Raw genomic sequence first — 16,892 nt, 5'->3', positions numbered from 1 at the left:
ACCCAGCGTAGCGGGCCGTTGATCGCCCGATGCCGTGTCCACGGCGTCTAGAAGCCTCTGTCGTCATGATCGATCTATCTGTGTTGTCGGTGTTCGTACCGACGTTCTTTCTGGTGTCGCTGACGCCCGGTCTGTGCATGACGCTGTCGATGGGCCTGGGCATGACGCTGGGCGTGCGCCGCACCCTGTGGATGATGATCGGCGAGCTCGCGGGTGTCGGTCTGACCGCGGTGTCCGCGGTGGTGGGCGTTGCCACGGTCATGTTGCGGTATCCGGCGCTGTTCGAGGTCTTCAAATGGGCCGGCGGCGCATACCTGATCTATCTCGGCGTGATGATGTGGGCTTCCAGGGGCAGTCTGGCCATGCCCGAAACGCACGACGACAGCGGCACGCGCGCCGGCCGCGGCCAGCTGCTCGTCCAGGGCTTTGTCACGGCCGTGGCCAACCCCAAGGGCTGGGCCTTCGATATCGCCCTGCTGCCCCCGTTCATCAATGCCGACCGCGCGCTGGCGCCCCAGCTGATCGCGCTGGTCGGCATCATACTGGTGATCGAGTTCATCGCGCTGCTCATCTATGCCGGAGGCGGCAGCACGGCACGCTTTTTCCTGCGCGAGGCGCGCAACGTCCGCCTGCTCAACCGGATCGCCGGCACGTTGATGATGGCCGTGGGCCTCTGGCTGGCGCTGGGCTGACGCGACCCGGGCCTGTGCACGAACCTGCAATCGGTGTATATGCACGGGGATGGACGACACGATCTGTACCTGCCGCCGGCGGCGACCCAGCGCTTCGGTGATCTGCTTGGCGTGCGACGCTCCGCCGGCATCGGCCGGAGTGAAGCTCGCGCAGTGCTGGCTGCTGCGGCCTATCACGCGTCTGCAATCCGGCGCCGTTGTGGCGCGGGCGATCGGAGACCCGCACAGCACGCTGCAGCGGCTCGAACGTTGCAGCCCGATGGCGAGGCCCCTGCCCGGCTGGCGTGATGCAGGCCCGCGTATGGACGCCTGTCTGACAGCCGACCGCGATTTGCCGATCGCGCTGCCCGAATGCCTGGAGACGGGCCCGGCATGACCGCCCCGACGGCGCGTCGTGTCTCGCCCTGGGTGATGGTCGCCTGCGGCGCGGCGATCGTGACCCTGTCGATGGGCGCCCGTCAGGCCTTCGGGTTGTTCATGCTGCCCATGGCCCACGATATCGCGGTCAACCGCGAAACCTTCGGCCTGGCCATCGCCATTCAGAATCTGCTGTTCGGGCTGGTCCAACCGTCGGTGGGCGCGCTCGCCGATCGCCTGGGCGCCGGTCGCACGATCGTCGCCGGCGCCGTGCTCTATGCACTGGGCCTGGCGTTGACCGCGACCGTGGGCAACGCCCTGGGCGTAAACCTCACGCTGGGGGTACTGGTCGGCCTGGCGCTGGCCGGCACCACGTTCGTGGTGATCCTGGGCGCTGTGGGTCGTGTCGTGCCGGTCCATCAGCGCGGACGGGCGTTCGGCATCGTCACCGCCGGGGGATCGATCGGCCAGTTCCTGGTGGTGCCCTTGACCCAAGAACTGATCGGCATCAGCGACTGGCGTACTGCCCTGTGGGTGCTCGCCGGCCTGATGATACTCATGATCGCGCTCGCCCGCGGGGTAACCGGCCGGGCCGAACCGGACACCGTGGCCGCCGACGGTACGCTCGGCGAGGGATCCTGGGCGGCCCTCCGGGGCGCGGTGAGCCATTCCGGTTTCATTCTGCTCAACGCCGGCTTTTTCGTCTGCGGCTTTCATATCGCGTTTCTGTCCACGCATCTGCCGGCTTATCTGTCGGATGCCGGGCTGGGCGGCTCGGTCGGCGCGGGCTCGCTGGCGCTCATCGGGCTGTTCAACATCTTCGGCTCGTATTTCTTCGGCTACTGCTCGGACCGCTATAGCAAAAAACACGTGCTGTCGTATCTGTATCTGGCCCGGGCCGCAGTGATCGCCGTGTTCGTGCTGGTGCCGCTGTCGTCGGCCAGTGCGCTGACATTCGCCGGGACCATCGGTTTCCTGTGGCTGGGAACGGTGCCGCTGACCAGCGGGCTGGTCGGCCAGATATTCGGCGTCCGGCATCTGTCGTTGCTGTTCGGCGTGGTGTTCATGAGCCATCAGTTCGGCAGCTTCTTCGGCGCCTGGGCCGCGGGCTGGTCGTATCGGGTGACCGGCAGTTACGATCAGGCCTGGATCGCCTCGATCGCCCTCGCGCTGCTGGCCGCGGCCCTGCACTGGCCGATCCGGGATACGCCGGTGGCCGTCGCGCGCCATCCTGCCCCTGTCTGAGACCTGCCCATGCCATATCTCCAGCTCGACGTCTGCGGCCATTACCCGGCGGATACCAAGCGCACGCTGGCCGGCCGTCTGGCAGAAACCTATGCCGAGACCATGGCCATGGACATCCGGCGTATCAGCATCGCCATCCGCGAACTCGGCGAAGCCGGCCTTTGGCGCATCGTCGATGGCGAGCCGGTGCCCGCCCACGTGCTGATGTGCGATATCCGGCGAGGCCGCGACGCCGAGCTCCGGCTGCGCCTGGCGCAGCAGCTGGTCGCGATCTGTGCCGCGACGCTGGGTATCGATGAACACCGGCTCAACGTCGAGTTCACCCAGCACGCCGGCGACGAGATGTACCATCCGATGCTCGGCGGGTTCAGCCCCGAGTGGGCCGATTCATCCGAGCAAGACGCGCCCGGGTAGCCGGGCGGTAACCGGCCATTGCGGTCGGCCCCCATACGATCGTCGCATGGGCAGGCGCGCCGCCCTCTGTGACCCTGTGCAGGGTACAGCGACCGCCGCTGCAGAGGCGGCCCTTCTTATCCACTGACGCCGGGTTGGCTCGCATGGAAAACTGGTCCCAGACGTTGACCGCCGGGCCCTTGCTGGCCATCGCCGCGTTCGCCGTCGCCCTGCTGCTGGTTCTGATCATCCGCTTTAAGGTCCACGCCTTTCTCGCGCTGGCCATCGTCAGCCTGGCCACGGCGTTCGCCACCGGTATCCCTTCGGACGCGATCGTCGACGTGATGGTGTCGAACTTCGGCGAGACCCTCGGCTCGGTCGCGCTGCTGGTGGGCTTCGGGGCGATGCTCGGCAAGCTGGTCGAGCACTCCGGTGGCGCACGGGCGCTGGCCGATCGCATGGTCGCGGTCTTCGGCGAGGCACGTGCACCCTTCGCCCTGGGCCTGGCCTCACTGTTCATGGGCTTTCCGATTTTCTTCGATGCCGGTCTGGTGGTGATGCTGCCGATCATCTTCGCCGTGGCCCGCCGGCTCGACGGGCCGGTGCTGCTGTACGGGCTACCGGCCGCGGCCGCCTTTTCGGTGATGCATGTGTTCGTGCCCCCGCATCCGGGCCCGGTGACCGCGATCGAGGCGTACGGCGCCAATCCCGGCCTGGTGCTGCTGGTCGGTATCGTGATGGCGTTTCCGCTCTGGTATGTCTCCGGCTATCTGTGGGGCCTGTTCGCCGCGCGGCGTTTTCCGTTCGGGGTGACCGCGGGACTGTTCGGCGAACTGGAGACCGACAATATCGCCCAGCCGCCGGCCGTGGCCACGGTGATCGCGATCCTGCTGCTGCCGCTGGTGCTGATCTTTGCCAACACCAGCCTGCTGTTCGCCGCCTCTATCGGCTGGGCGGATGCGACGGCCGAATGGTTCAAGCTGGCCGTGATGATCGGCCAGACGCCGATCGCGCTGTTGATCTCGGTGCTCGTGGCCTCGTACGTGCTGGGCTGGCGTCGCGGCGAACGCGGCAGCGCGCTGGAGAAGATTCTCGATCGCTCGCTCGGCCCGATCTGTTCGGTCGTGCTGATCACCGGCGCCGGCGGCATGTTCGGCGGCGTGTTGCAGGCCTCGGGTATCGGCGATGCGCTGGCCGGGTCACTGGGCGATATCGGCCTGCCGGTGATCGTGGCCGCCTATCTGGTCGCCGTACTGGTGCGCCTGGCCCAGGGCTCGGCCACCGTGGCCCTGGTGACCGCGGCCGGGCTGATGGCGCCGTCTGTTGCCGCGGGCGACTTCTCGGCCATGCAGGTGGTCGCGATCACCCTGGCCACGGCGGCCGGCTCGGTGTTCGCCGGGCACGTCAACGATTCCGGCTTCTGGTTGGTCGGCCGGCTCATGGGCATGGACGTGGCCACCACCCTCAAGACCTGGACCGTGCAGCAGGCGCTGGAATCGGTGGTCGCCTTCGCACTGACCTATATGCTGTTCATCCTGTTCTAGCTTCAACGAGACACCATGTCCGATTCGCTGTTCGATCTGTCCGGCCGGCTCGCATTCGTGACCGGCTCATCCCGCGGACTGGGCCATGCCATGGCCGCCGGCCTGGCCGGACGCGGCGCACGCGTGGTCCTGCACGGTCGTAATCGCAAGACGCTGGCCGAGACCGCGACCGCCCTGGCCGACGACACCGGCGCCGAGGTCAGCCATGCCAGCTTCGATATCACCGATGCGGCCGCCGTACGCGCCGGCATCGATGCCCTGGTGGCCATCCACGGCGTGCCCGATATCCTGGTCAACAACGCCGGTCGCCAGCAACGCGCACCCTTTGCCGAGTTCGATCCCGCGGACTGGGATGCCCTGATCGCCACCAATCTGTCCGGCGTGTTCTATGTCGCCAACGCCCTGGCCGCACGCATGAGCGAACGCGGCTCGGGCAAGATCGTCAATCTCGGCTCGGTCCAGTCGGTGCTGGCCCGCGAGACCATCGCACCCTATGCCGCCAGCAAGGGCGGCGTGGCCATGCTCACCCGCGGCATGGCCGCCGATCTGGCGCGCTACAACATCCAGGTGAACTGCATCTCGCCGGGCTATTTTCAAACCGACATGAATACCGCGCTCTGGCAGGACGCCGATTTCGATCGCTGGGTGCGACAGCGCACACCGGCCCAGCGCTGGGGCCGGGTGGAGGAACTGGTCGGTACGCTGGTCTATCTGTGCAGCAGCGCTTCGGACTTCGTCTCGGGCCAGAACATATTCGTCGACGGCGGCATGACCTCGGTCGTGTGAGCGACATGACCGATTCGCACTCACTTCATCCCGGCCATGTACGAGCCTGCCCATGAGCAGACACGGAGCGCATTCGCTGCAGCGGCCCCGGCGGGTGGTGGTGATGGGCGTATCCGGCTGCGGCAAGTCCAGCCTGGGCAAAGCGATCGGCCACCGTCTGCAGATCGACTATATCGACGGTGACGACTATCACCCCCAGGCGAATATCGACAAGATGGCCGGCGGCGAGCCGCTGACCGACGCCGACCGTCACGGCTGGCTGGCCGCCCTGGCCGAGTTGATCGGGGCCCGACGCGCGGCCGACGCCTCGCTTCTGATCGGTTGCTCGGCGCTCAAGCGTATCTACCGCGAGCAGCTGCGACGCGCTGACCCGGATCTGGTGTTCCTGTTTCTGGACGGCGACTACCGGCTGATCCTCGAGCGCATGCGCGCTCGGGCGCATTTCTTCTCACCGGCCATGCTGGACAGCCAGTTCGCCACGCTGGAACGGCCGCGCCCCGATGAAGCGATCCGGGTGGATATCGACGCCGCGTTCGACACCGTCGTCGAGCGCTGCGCACAAGCGCTATGCGGCCAGGCGCCAGACGGCCGCCGCGATTCGGCGTATTCGGAACACACACGCTAATCGCGGTGCGTTGGCCCCGGCCGACTGCGATCGAGCCCGTCATTCAGACGCGTCTCGAACTCGCGCAGCAGCGCCAGCGTCGAAGGATCGGCAAACGGCAACAGCTGGGTCATGAACACGGCCGCGGTCCCGCGTTCGCGGTCGATCCAGTAATAGGTATTGGCCAGACCCGCCCAACCGGGGCTGCCGGGGGAACGGCCTTCGGCCGTGGCGGCTTCGTTGAGCGCAAAGCCCAGGCCCCAGCCAGCGCGCGCCCCCGGCGTGATATCGAAATCGCCGGTCACCCGGGGCTGAGCCGAAGCGATCCAGCCTGCCCGATGGCCAGGTACCTGATCGCGACACAGTGCGGCCACGCTTTCGGGCGCAAGCAGTCGCCGGCCGCCGTCACGGCCGTCCGCGGCCAGCGCACCGAGAAAACGCAAGTATTCTCGCGGCGTCCCGTACAGACCGCCGCCCGCAGAAAAGAACTCGGCGCGCTCGGGCCGGCGCCGTTTCATCGGCGCCAGACCGCCGTCGGCGTCGCGGCGATACAGCGGCGTGGTGCGCACAAACTGATCGGCGTCGAGCGTGAACCCGGTATCGACCATGGACAATGGGGCGAAGATCCGCTCGGCGAGCAGCGTGTCCAGCGGCTGGCCGGTAGCCGCCTCGAGCAGCGCGCCTGCCCAGTCCACGCCGACGCCGTAGAGCCAGTCGCTGCCCGGTTCGAACAACAACGGAAGATCGTAGGCCGCGCGCGTGCCGCTGCTGCGCGCGGGCCGATCGGCCACCTCGGTGTACCGGTAAAGATCGGCATGGCCAAAGGCATAGCCGTGGCCGGAGGTATGCGCGAGCAGATCGCGCAATGTGATGGTGCGCCGGGCCGGTCGCAGCATCGGGCGATCGTCGTCGAAGCCGATGAGGATCTCGGGGGCGGCCAACTCGGGGACCCAGTCGCCGGCCGGCGTGTCCAACGCCAGCGTGCCGGCTTCGACCAGCTGCATGGCCGCGGTGGCGGTGACCGCCTTGCTCATCGACGCCAGCCAGAAGATCGAGTCGGCATCGACCGTCAGGCCGTCGGCGGCGACGGCGTGCTCGAAGATCACGCCCTGTGCATCGGCGACCATCGCCACCACGAACGGCAGCCGGCCGTCGTCGACGGCCGCGTCCAGCATCCCGCTCAGTGGTTGTCTCATCCTCGCCTCCGGTTTGTCTGCGCGGCCTATGGTAAGCCCCGGCCCCGACGCGTGCCGGGCGACACCACCCGATGCCCGCGTGCTGTCAGACGCTAGCCGGCCAGCGTCTTGTAGAGCACATGCGCATCGACCGGGCCCAGGCGCGGATGCCGAAAGGCGCCGGGCAGCGTGCCGACCACGGCAAAACCCAGCCGCTGCCAGAGCGCGAGCGCACTGGTGTTGGTGGCCACCACGCAGTTGTATTGCATGGCCGTGAAGCCCAGCGACCGGGCCTGTTGCTGGCTGTGTTCGCACATCGCTCCGGCGATGCCCTGGCCACGGGCGATCTCGGCGACGATATACCCGCAGTTGGCCACATGATCGCCCGGCCCGGCCTGATTGGCCTTGATGAAGTAGCTGCCTGCCAGCTGCCCACGGTCGTCGACGGCGACAAGGCAGGCCGCCGGCTGATCCACCCAGTAGCGGCGCGCGCGCCGGGCATCGATATCGCGGTCCACGGCATACGTCTCGCCGGCGGCGAACACCGGCGCCAGGATCGCCCAGAGCGCGGGCCAGTCGTCGTCGTGAAAGGCTCGGATATGCATCTGGGCTCCTGACCGAACGGGCGAACAGGCGCGAGGATACCGACACACTCCGGGCTTGCCTATCCGGGCACGGATCGGGTTAGGCTTGACGGGTCATTCGTTCTAAGGACTTTCCATGCCATTCGCCCCCGCCGACATGAAACTCTCCAGCAGCGCCTTCAAGCAGCATGGCGCCATCCCGAAGAAATACAGCGCCGAAGGCGACAACATCTCGCCGGAGCTGTCGTGGTCGAACGTGCCCGAAGGCACCCGCAGCCTGGCGATCATCTGTCACGATCCGGACGCGCCCCTGGTACAGAACGGCATGTACGGCTTCGTGCACTGGCTGTGCTACAACCTGCCTGCCGACATGACCCAGATCGCCGAAGGCGCCGATGTGGCCACCGTGGGCAACAACGACTTCGGCGAAGTCGGCTACGGTGGCCCGATGCCGCCCGAGGGCCACGGCCCGCACTATTATTATTTCTGGGTACTGGCACTGGATGCCGAACCGGAACTGCCGACCGGGCTGGCCCTGGGTGAACTGCTCGAAAAGATCGAGCCGCACCTGCTCGGCATGGATCGCCTGATCGGCAGCTACGAACGCAACTGAGGCCTCGGCGGCTGCACGACGCCACGGCGTTGGTCATGCGCGCCGTACTGATCTGACCCGCGGCTGATCGTCAGCCGCGGGTTTTTCATGATTGGTGCGATCAGCGCGCGCGCCGGTCGCCCGAGGCGTTCAGATCCTCGATCAACTGCGCCAGAATGGCGTCGATGGCCCGTTTGGTCGACTGCTGAACAGCGTTCTTCTGGCCAAAGGCCCCGGCCAGCATCATCTTCATCGCCTGTGAACGCCCGGTCGCGGTGTAGGTTTTCGACAGTACCGTCTGGCCAGCGTTGTAGTACGTCACTTTCAGCGCGATATTGGCGGAGAAATCGTCGAAGTCGTATCCCTGCAACTCGAAGGTGAGCAGACCGGTGCGCACGCCGTTGGGGATATCGACCTTGTCCAGGCCATTGAAGGCAGCCTGCACATCGGCCGACTGCAGCTGGTCGTCCAGCATCTGGCCGATATCCACGATCCAGCGATTGGCGATGCCCGACGACAACGCCCGGAACTCGTAGCTGAACCCGCGGCTGGGCGCAGGCTGGACATACTCGGACGCGGCCCGGGTCTGGCCGAGCGCGGAGTCGCCGGCCGTGCGCTCGAGATAGGCCGGATAGTCGTCGGCCACCCGATGGGCACAGCCACTGGCCAGCAGGACGATCAACGCCAGCAGTAGTATCGGCGCACAGCGTGGCCCGCAACGCCTGCCGGAGTCTCGTATGAAGCAGTCAACCACGGGATCGGCCCGCCCGGGCACAGCGCCGCCGTCACGGTGATACCGGCCGGGAGCGCGTTGGCGCCAAGACACACGCCAACGGGCTGGCCCGCGCCCGGCCTGCCGGTTTAGGCTAGCCCTCCCGACGTTGCCACGGAGTCCCGTATGGCGCTTTCCCCGTTTCACCTGGCCATTCCGGTCCATGACCTGCCGGCGGCCCGCCGGTTCTATGGCGAGGTCTTCGGCCTGGCCGAAGGCCGGTCGGACACCCAGTGGGTCGATTTCGATTTCTATGGCCATCAGCTGGTCATCCATGAACATCCCAAGACCGATGCGCAGGATCATGCCCATACCAACCCGGTCGACGGGCACGACGTGCCGATCCCGCACTTCGGCATCGTACTCGAATGGGACGAATGGGAGACCCTGGCCCAGCGGCTGCGTGAGCGTGACACCGAGTTCGTGATCGAACCCTATGTCCGTTTCGTCGGCCAGCCGGGCGAGCAGGCGACGATGTTTCTGCTCGACCCCTGTGGCAACGCGCTGGAATTCAAGGCGTTCAAGGATCGCGGCCAGCTTTTCGCCACCTAGGACGCGTCGGTCGCGGCAATCAGTTCGCCCACCACGGCCTTGAGACGGTCGAGATAGGCGCCCCGCGAAGGTGGCCTCGGATCGGACGTGATCACGACCGTCATTGCACGCGCGGGCACGACGAACAGGACCTGGCCACCGTAGCCCCAGCCATAATGCGCGCGCACGCCGGCCAGCTCGGCGGTGAACCAGCCGTAGCCGTACCCGTCGCCGTTGTAGATCGAGCGTGTACGGACTTGCCAGCTGGTCTCGATCCATTCGGCGGGCAGTACGCGGCGTTCGCCCACGCGTCCGCCGCGTCGGATCATCTCGCCGAAGGCCAGCAGTGCGCGCGGAGTCAACCCCATTTCGTTGCCGCCGAAATAAATGCCCTGGGGATCGCGTGTCCAGGGCGGAATCGCCACCCCCAGCGGCTCGCCGAGCCAGTCCCGCATGAGCGCGAGCGTGCTGCGACCGCTGGCTTGGGTCAGCGCGGCCGACAGCAGATGGGTATTGCCCGTCGAATAGCGCATGCGCCCGCCCGGCTCGCCGGTGAACGGTCGGGTCAGCGCATCGGTGACCCAGTTGCGGCTGGCCACCCAGGCGCCGTATTGGGCACCGGACGTACGTTCCAGGCCCGCCTGCATGGATAGCAGCTGCCCGACGGTGATGGTGGCCACTCGCGGGTCGATATCGGCGGGCACGCGATCACCCAGCAGCTCGACGACGGGCTGATCGACGCCGCGGATCACCCCGCGATCGATGGCCGCGCCGACAAGGGCGCCCATCCAGGTCTTGGACAACGACTTGATATTGGCCGTTTCTGTGGTGGCATGGCCGCGGAAACCGCGGTCGACCACCGTCCGCCCGGCAATCGCCACCATCAGCGTATGCGTCCGCTCGAGCGCACCGGCGTCGGCCGCGATACCGTCGAGCGTATCGGCCCAGGGCGAAGGGCCGGTGGTGCGCGTATCGGCGAACACCGTACCGGACATAGCGCAGGCCAGCCCGATCACCACAGCCAGCGACCGCAACCGATGCGCGGCGCGTAGCCTCCCTCCAGGCGCCCGGTGCATGTGCCGTTCAGTCGCCACGCACGGCCGCCAGCTTTTCGCACAGCATCCGGGCGCCGTCGAGCATGCGCACCGTGGGCCGGTTCATCAGATCCGGCGGCAGGAAATACAGATGATCGTGGCGTACCGCCTGCAGGCCGGGCCAGTTCCGCCAGTCGTCGAGCCAGGGCGGCGCGGTGTCGCTGCGCCCGGTGGCGATGATCGCCTGAGGGTCGCGTACGAGCACCGATTCGATACTCACGCGAGGCGCCAGCGTCCGCGCATCGGCAAAAATGTTGCGCCCGCCACACAGGCGGATCACGTGGGTGACGAACTGATCGCCGCCCAGCGTCTGCAGCGGCTCGTTCCAGATCTCGTAGAAAAGGCTCACCGGTGTCTGATCGGCATACTGCGCGCGCAGACTTGCCAGGCGCCGGCGGAAGGCCGTCGCGGCGGCGGTCGCGGCCTGCCCACGGCCGCCGAGCCGGCCCAGATCCTCGATCGCGCGTGCGATGTCCGCGGGCTTGCGCGGGCGATCGACATACACCGGCACCCCCAGCGATTCCAACCGCGACAGCGACGCCCCGCCGCCGCCGTCGCCCGAGGCCCAGGCCACCACCAGATCGGGATCGAGCGCGACGATGGCCTCGAGGCTGACGCTCATATAGCCCCCCACCCGCGGTATGTCGCGGGCCGCCGGCGGGTAGTCGCTGTGCGAGACCGCCCCGACCAGTCGATCGCCCAGCCCGGCCGAGTACAGGTTTTCCACAAGATGCGGAGACAAAGCCACGATACGGCGGGCGGGCTGTTCCAGCACCACCCGGCGACCGAGAAAATCGGTGGCCACCACCTCGGCGAGCGCCGGCGCGGCGATCAGCAGCCAGATCAGCCCGATGAGCGCCGCGCGCTTCATGCCGACGCCAGCGCCGCGAACACGCCGGCCAGACGCTGGAACCCGGGGCCGGGCAGGCCCAATCGCAACCAGTGCCCGTCGTCGCCCAATCGCGTGAGCACCCCGTGGCGCGCCAGCCGATCGAACCACGCCGGCGCAGCCTGTGGGTCGTCGAAGCGGGCCGTGGCGAACAGGCCCGCCTGGGCCACGCGGGCAGCGCCGAGATGGCGTTCGAGCAGATCGGCCAACGCCTGACCGGCGGCGAGCACGCGCTGGCGCTGGCGAGTCTGCCAGACCATGTCGGCCAGCGCCCGGCTGCCGATCCAGACCGCCGGGTGGCTCACCCCCCAAGGCTCAAGCCGTGCCGCCAAGGCCCGGCGGACAGCCACGTCGCCGGCAACGAAACCCAGACGCAGACCCGCCAGACCGAAGAACTTGCCCAGCGAACGCAGGACCACCGCGCCGCGTTCGGGCAGCATCGGCAACAGGCTGTGCGCGCCGGTATCCATGAACGCCTCGTCGACGACCAGCAGACCCGGTAGCGTACGCAAAAAAGCGTGCAGTGCACTCGACGACACGGTTTCGGCGGTCGGATTGTTGGGATTGATCACCACCGCGTGCTCGACGCGCCCGACCAATGCCTGTAGCGCGTGGCGATCGCGATAGCCATACACGCGATGACCGGCCTCGGCCCAGCCGCGGCCGTGCTCGGCATAGCCCGGCACCGGGATCGCCACCCGGGCCGGCGCCAGCGTGGCCGGAATATGACGGATCGCGAACTGGCTGCCGGGCACGGCCAGCAGGCGCTCGCCCGCACAGCCATAGCAGGCGCCGGCCGCATCACACAGCGCTCGCGTGGATTCGGGCAGTCGCGCCCACACCTGTGCGGGCACGTCAGGCACCGGCCAGGACCACGGCGCGATACCGGTGGACACGTCCAGCCATCGGTCGACGGGGATACCGTAGCGATACGCAGCGGCCGCGCGCTGGCCGCCGTGGTTCAGGCCCATGCCAGCCCCACCCCAACGATAAGGACGCACCAGACCGCGCTGGCCCGAGCGACCAGCGCCAGCGCGCGTGCCAGATCGGCATCGCGCGGTGGGCGGCCGCAGCCGAGCACCGGACGCTCGGTCCACTGCCCGTGATACCAGGCGCCGCCGCCCAGACGCAGGCCAAGCGCACCGGCGCCGGCGCTCATCACCGGGCCCGCGTTGGGGCTGGCACAGGCGCTTGCCTGGGTACGCCAACAGGCCAGTGCCGTCCGCGGGCGTCCGCACAGGACGAACACGAACGCGGTCACCCGTGCCGGCAACCAGTTGAGCCCGTCGTCCAAGCGTGCTGCCGCCCAGCCGAAACGCGCCAGCGCCGGCGTGCGGTAGCCCCACATCGCATCCAGCGTGTTGCCCAGGCGATGACACACCACGGCCGCGCTCGCGCCGCCGGGCCCCGCGATCAAGCCGCCGAGCGCGAACCAGAACATCGAAGCGAACACCGCGTCGCTGGCGTTCTCCAGCAGCGATTCCAGCGCCGCACGCCGGATCGCCGGGGCCGTCATCGTTCCGGTATCGCGGCTGACCAGACAGGCCACGGCACGTCGTGCGCCCTCGATATCACCCGCCGCGAGCGGACGAGCGACCGCGCGTACATGATCGGAAAGACTGCGATAGCCGATACACAGCGCGGCAACGCCGCCGGCCAGTGTCCAGCCGATGCCGGCCGACCAGGCACTGGCGAGATGGACCAGACCGGCAGTGATGGCAACCGGCGGTCCAATGGCCAGGGCCACGGCGAGCAGACCGGCCAGCCGCCTATCGTGATTCAAGCGTGTCTCGAGCGCATCTGCCCAGCGGCCGAATACGACCAGCGGATGCCCGCGCGAGGGCTCGCCGAGCAGACGATCGACAAGCAGTGCGCCGAGCAGCGCCGCGATCATGACCCGCCCATCGCCAGCGCGCCGACAACCAGCACAAGCGTTTCCACGGTCTCGATCAGGCCGCCGACGATATCGCCAGTATAACCGCCGATCCGCCGCCGCCAGGCGCGGCGCCATACGAGCGTCCAGGCGATCACCGCCGGCAGAACCCAAAGCGCGACGCCCAGCGGCAGCACGCACAGCGCCAGTGCGCCGGCCAGAACCAGCCCGATCCATAGCCCGGCGCCCGGCAGCCACGCACTCTGCATCGATGCGATCCCCTGGCGGCGAACATACCGGCCGGTGACCATGAGCGCGGTGGCAGCGGCCCGCGCGAGCACGATCGAGGCCAGCAGAAATCCGCCCCATGTCGCCACCGGTCCCGTCGACAGCGCCGCCAGCGCGGCGACCTTGAGCAAGACAACGCAGACCACCGCCGCCACTCCCATGGGGCCGGCGGCCGGATCCTTCATCACGGCCAGGCATCGGCTGGCATCGGCATGGCCGGCCGACCAGGCATCGGCACAGTCGGCCAGTCCGTCCAGATGCAGCGCGCCGGTCAATGCGATCCAGACGACGACGAGCAGCGCGGCGGCCAGCATCGGCGAGGTCGTCGGCAGCACCCAGGCAACCAGTTCCAGCAGGATGCCCAGCAACCAGCCCACCCACGGATAGCAGGCCACCGAGCGTCCCACATCGGCGGCCGTGGGACGCGCTTGAACCAGCCGGCCGACCGGCAGCGTGGTCAGCAACGCACAGGCCAGCCACAGCGGCTGGGCGAACCTCATGCCGTACCCATGTTGTGGCCCAGCAGACGCAGGGACTCGCCCTGCTCGGCATGGGTGATCGCCAGCCGGCTCAGACAGGCATAGGGCGTATCCAGCCGGTGCACGGCCGCACCGGGCATGCTCAGCAGATCGGCCAGCAGCGTTCGGATCAGCCCGCCGTGAGTGACCAGCAGCAGGTGCCTGCCGCGGCCCGTGGCCACATGGGCGTCGAACGCCATGCGGGCACGCTTGCGCAACGATGCCAGCCGCTCACCGCCGGTCGGCGGATGCGCCTCCGGATCGCGATACCAGGCCGCAGCCGCCTCGGCATCGTCGCGCCAGACCTCAGCGACCGGCCGACCCTCCCAGTCGCCGAAACCGATCTCCTGCAGACGGGGATCGACCTGCACCGGCAATGCACGCGCGGCGGCCAGCCATTCGGCAAACGCCCGGCAACGCACCAGCGGCGACGTGACGATGCGCTGCCAGCCGGCCTGGCACGCGGCCACGTCCTGCAGTCGCTGCCAGCCGGCTGGCGCCAGAGCCACATCCCGCGAGCCGCGGAAAATCGGCCCGCCTTCGCATTCGCCGTGGCGCAGCAGATCCACCGTGGTCGTGGTCGGCATCCGTTCAACGGCCATCGTCGACTCCGGCATCCTCGAAACTGGCCATGCCCGCGTGCAACGCCAGGGCCGACCGCACGATCGAGACCGCCAGCACCGCAGCGCTGCCCTCACCCAGGCACATGCCCAGATCCAGAATCGGCTCGGCCTCCAGCGCAGCCAGCACGCGCCCGTGGCCGGTCTCGGCGGAGCGATGGGCGAACAGCAGCCAGTCACGCACGCCCGGATTGAGCCGGCAGGCCGCCAGGGCGGCCACGGTGGTGATGAACCCGTCGACAAGCACCGGCACGCCGGCCTGTGCGGCCGCGATCATGCTGCCGGTCAGTGCGGCGATCTCCAGTCCGCCGACATCGGCCAGAATCCGGACACACCGCTCGGGTTCAGCCAGCCCTCGCCAACCGGGCGCGTGGCGTGCCAGACCGTCGGCGACCACGTTGGCCTTACGGGCCAGCGTCGGGTCGTCGATGCCGGTTCCGCGGCCGACCACTTCGGCCGGCTCGACGACGAGCAGCGCGGCCAGCACAGCCGACGCGGCCGTGGTGTTGCCGATTCCCATTTCGCCGCCGATGAACAGTGAAGACCCGGCATCGACGCGGTCGCGCCCGATCTGCAGAGCTGCCGCGAGAAGCGCCTGGCTCATGGCCGGCCCGCGCGTGAAGTCGTCGGTCCCGGGGGCCAATCGCTGCTCGATGACGCCAAACGGCTGCGCCTGGATACCCAGCGTGCCGACATCCACCACGGCCAGATGCGCGCCGTGTTCCCGTGCGAGCACGTTGACCGCCGCGCCACCGGCAGCGAAATTGCTCAGCATCTGGCCGGTCACCGCCTGGGGAAAGGCCGACACGCCCTGTGCCGCCACACCATGATCGGCAGCGAATACACAGACATCGATACGCCCGAGCACGGGCAATGCCCGCCCCTGCCAGCCGGCAAAGGATTCGGCCAGCGCCTCGAGCCGTCCGAGCGAGCCGGGCGGCTTGGTCAGGCTCGCCTGGCGCGCACGGGCGGCATCGGTCGCCTGGCGATCGATCGCGGCCACCGCCGCCTGGTACCAGCTGTCCATGATCAGGCCTCCTTGAGCATCAGCGGCAGACCGGCGACCACCAGCGTCACCCGCGTCGACAGGCGCGCCAGATCCTGGTGCAGCCGCCCGGCCTCGTCGGCGAACCGGCGCGACAGTTCGCCCAGTGGGACGATACCCGATCCGACCTCGTTGCTGACCAGCAGCACCCGCGACCGGCACGCGCCCAGCCCCGCCAGCAGGGCACGACGTTCATCGACCCAGCAATCGGTCGCCAGACAGTGGCTCAGCCACAGGGTCAGACAGTCCACCAGCACGCAGCAGCGCGGATCGTCGTATTCAGCCAGCACGCCGGCCAGGCCGCGGCTTTCCTCGACGGTCTGCCAGCGTACGTCGCGATGGGCACGATGGTGGGCGATCCGTGCGGCCATCTCGTCATCACCGGCCCGCCCGGTCGCGACATACACCCAGCGATCGATACCGACCAGTCCCAGCGCGCGTCGCTCGGCGTACCCGCTCTTGCCCGAACGCACCCCGCCGAGCACCAGCTCGACACCGCCAGCCGCCCGCGAATCAGCCATGCAGCACCACCGGCGTGCCGCTGACCGGATGCGCGATCACCCGGGCGTCGATATCGAACAGCCGCGCCATGTTCGCCGGCGTGACCACTTTCGCCGGCTCGCCATGGGCGACCACGCGGCCGTCGCGCAGCGCGAGCATGTCGTCGGCATGCCGGGCGGCCAGGGTGATGTCGTGCAACACCATCACGACCGCTACGCCGGCGGCGGCGAACGCACGCACCCGCTGCATGATCTGCTGCTGGTGGCCCAGATCCAGCGCGGCCACGGGTTCGTCGAGGAGCAGCAACCGCGGCACGGCATCCTCGGCGCGCCAGATCTGGGCCAACACGCGGGCCAGCTGCACGCGCTGTCTTTCGCCGCCGGACAGCCGGGTATAGCTGCGTCGCGCCAGATGCGCCACGTCGACGGCCCGGCACGCCTCCGCCACGATCGCCGTATCCATACGTGTACCTGAAGCATGCGGGCCACGCCCGAGGCCGACCACGTCACGGACCGAGAAAGGAAATGCCAGCGCACTGGCCTGGGGCAAAAGCGCGACCCGACAGGCCCGTTCACGGTCGGCCATGTCCGCAATGGGCCGGCCGGCCAGTTCGACCGCGCCCTCATGGCCAGGGTGGTCGCCGATCACGGCATGGATGAGCGTCGACTTGCCGGCCCCGTTGGGTCCGATCACGGCCAGCATCCGCCCCGGGGCGACCGACAGGCTGATATCGTGCAGCCGCTGCACTCCGCCGAGGGCCAGCGACAGATGGGCCACCTGAAGACTCAT

At 68.5% G+C, this 16,892-nt stretch carries 20 protein-coding genes; 8 read left to right on the top strand and 12 right to left on the bottom strand.

Going from position 1 to position 16,892, the window contains the following annotated elements; translation table 11 throughout:
- Nucleotides 1-65 precede the first annotated feature (65 nt).
- The 6 genes from T31B1_RS02960 (at nt 66) to T31B1_RS02935 (ending at nt 5,642) form a co-directional block, all read left to right on the top strand.
- Nucleotides 66-692: a LysE family translocator gene (locus T31B1_RS02960; protein WP_353247968.1), complete on the top strand. Its 627-nt coding sequence runs from the start codon at nt 66-68 to the stop codon at nt 690-692.
- 372 nt (nt 693-1,064) lie between these two features.
- Nucleotides 1,065-2,294: an MFS transporter gene (locus T31B1_RS02955; protein ID WP_353247967.1), complete on the top strand. Its 1,230-nt coding sequence runs from the start codon at nt 1,065-1,067 to the stop codon at nt 2,292-2,294.
- 9 nt (nt 2,295-2,303) lie between these two features.
- Entirely contained in the window at nt 2,304-2,708 is a 405-nt protein-coding gene (locus T31B1_RS02950; protein WP_353247966.1) for a tautomerase, read from the top strand.
- A gap of 143 nt (nt 2,709-2,851) precedes the next feature.
- Nucleotides 2,852-4,231: a GntP family permease gene (locus T31B1_RS02945; RefSeq protein ID WP_353247965.1), complete on the top strand. Its 1,380-nt coding sequence runs from the start codon at nt 2,852-2,854 to the stop codon at nt 4,229-4,231.
- A gap of 15 nt (nt 4,232-4,246) precedes the next feature.
- Complete coding sequence (locus T31B1_RS02940; protein ID WP_353247964.1) at nt 4,247-5,017, top strand: SDR family oxidoreductase; 771 nt, start codon at nt 4,247-4,249, stop codon at nt 5,015-5,017.
- Between the two features lie 52 nt (nt 5,018-5,069).
- Entirely contained in the window at nt 5,070-5,642 is a 573-nt protein-coding gene (locus T31B1_RS02935) for a gluconokinase (protein ID WP_353247963.1), read from the top strand.
- Here the strand turns inward: T31B1_RS02935 and T31B1_RS02930 are convergent.
- Nucleotides 5,639-6,817, bottom strand: a complete 1,179-nt coding sequence (locus T31B1_RS02930; RefSeq protein ID WP_353247962.1) for a serine hydrolase domain-containing protein — start codon at nt 6,815-6,817, stop codon at nt 5,639-5,641. The two genes, T31B1_RS02935 and T31B1_RS02930, sit on opposite strands and share 4 nt — an antisense overlap.
- A 92-nt stretch (nt 6,818-6,909) precedes the next feature.
- On the bottom strand, nt 6,910-7,401 hold the full coding sequence (locus T31B1_RS02925; RefSeq protein WP_353247961.1) for a GNAT family N-acetyltransferase: 492 nt from the start codon (nt 7,399-7,401) through the stop codon (nt 6,910-6,912).
- 115 nt (nt 7,402-7,516) lie between these two features.
- On the opposite strand from T31B1_RS02925, the gene T31B1_RS02920 reads away from it, so the two are divergent.
- The gene (locus T31B1_RS02920) at nt 7,517-7,993 is read left to right on the top strand and encodes a YbhB/YbcL family Raf kinase inhibitor-like protein (protein WP_353247960.1); all 477 of its coding nucleotides are present in this window, start codon (nt 7,517-7,519) and stop codon (nt 7,991-7,993) included.
- A 100-nt stretch (nt 7,994-8,093) separates the two neighbouring features.
- Here T31B1_RS02920 and T31B1_RS02915 read toward each other — a convergent pair whose 3' ends face one another.
- On the bottom strand, nt 8,094-8,726 hold the full coding sequence (locus T31B1_RS02915) for a hypothetical protein (RefSeq protein ID WP_353247959.1): 633 nt from the start codon (nt 8,724-8,726) through the stop codon (nt 8,094-8,096).
- 144 nt (nt 8,727-8,870) lie between these two features.
- On the opposite strand from T31B1_RS02915, the gene T31B1_RS02910 reads away from it, so the two are divergent.
- A complete protein-coding gene (locus T31B1_RS02910) occupies nt 8,871-9,296 on the top strand; it encodes a VOC family protein (RefSeq protein WP_353247958.1) in 426 nt (141 codons plus the stop codon).
- Here T31B1_RS02910 and T31B1_RS02905 read toward each other — a convergent pair.
- The 9 genes from T31B1_RS02905 to T31B1_RS02865 form a co-directional block, all read right to left on the bottom strand.
- Entirely contained in the window at nt 9,293-10,270 is a 978-nt protein-coding gene (locus T31B1_RS02905; protein WP_502950925.1) for a serine hydrolase domain-containing protein, read from the bottom strand. The genes T31B1_RS02910 and T31B1_RS02905 overlap by 4 nt on opposite strands.
- 88 nt (nt 10,271-10,358) lie before the next feature.
- Nucleotides 10,359-11,240 (bottom strand): cobalamin-binding protein, encoded by an 882-nt coding sequence (locus T31B1_RS02900; protein WP_353247956.1) that lies wholly within the window; start codon nt 11,238-11,240, stop codon nt 10,359-10,361.
- On the bottom strand, nt 11,237-12,229 hold the full coding sequence (gene cobD, locus T31B1_RS02895) for a threonine-phosphate decarboxylase CobD (RefSeq protein ID WP_353247955.1): 993 nt from the start codon (nt 12,227-12,229) through the stop codon (nt 11,237-11,239). The genes T31B1_RS02900 and cobD overlap by 4 nt, the downstream gene beginning before the upstream one ends.
- Nucleotides 12,220-13,152, bottom strand: coding sequence for an adenosylcobinamide-phosphate synthase CbiB (gene cbiB / locus T31B1_RS02890; protein ID WP_353247954.1), 933 nt, complete (start codon nt 13,150-13,152; stop codon nt 12,220-12,222). The genes cobD and cbiB overlap by 10 nt, the downstream gene beginning before the upstream one ends.
- The gene (cobS, locus tag T31B1_RS02885; protein WP_353247953.1) at nt 13,149-13,919 is read right to left on the bottom strand and encodes an adenosylcobinamide-GDP ribazoletransferase; all 771 of its coding nucleotides are present in this window, start codon (nt 13,917-13,919) and stop codon (nt 13,149-13,151) included. Before cobS ends, cbiB begins: the two co-directional genes overlap by 4 nt.
- Nucleotides 13,916-14,539: a histidine phosphatase family protein gene (locus tag T31B1_RS02880; RefSeq protein WP_353247952.1), complete on the bottom strand. Its 624-nt coding sequence runs from the start codon at nt 14,537-14,539 to the stop codon at nt 13,916-13,918. Before T31B1_RS02880 ends, cobS begins: the two co-directional genes overlap by 4 nt.
- The gene (gene cobT / locus T31B1_RS02875; protein ID WP_502950924.1) at nt 14,529-15,587 is read right to left on the bottom strand and encodes a nicotinate-nucleotide--dimethylbenzimidazole phosphoribosyltransferase; all 1,059 of its coding nucleotides are present in this window, start codon (nt 15,585-15,587) and stop codon (nt 14,529-14,531) included. Before cobT ends, T31B1_RS02880 begins: the two co-directional genes overlap by 11 nt.
- On the bottom strand, nt 15,587-16,123 hold the full coding sequence (gene cobU, locus T31B1_RS02870; protein ID WP_353247950.1) for a bifunctional adenosylcobinamide kinase/adenosylcobinamide-phosphate guanylyltransferase: 537 nt from the start codon (nt 16,121-16,123) through the stop codon (nt 15,587-15,589). Before cobU ends, cobT begins: the two co-directional genes overlap by 1 nt.
- Nucleotides 16,116-16,892, bottom strand: a complete 777-nt coding sequence (locus T31B1_RS02865) for a heme ABC transporter ATP-binding protein (protein WP_353247949.1) — start codon at nt 16,890-16,892, stop codon at nt 16,116-16,118. The genes cobU and T31B1_RS02865 overlap by 8 nt, the downstream gene beginning before the upstream one ends.

This window comes from Salinisphaera sp. T31B1, from assembly GCF_040361275.1.
GTDB lineage: Bacteria > Pseudomonadota > Gammaproteobacteria > Nevskiales > Salinisphaeraceae > Salinisphaera.
This window is presented reverse-complemented; position numbering and strand designations above follow the sequence as displayed.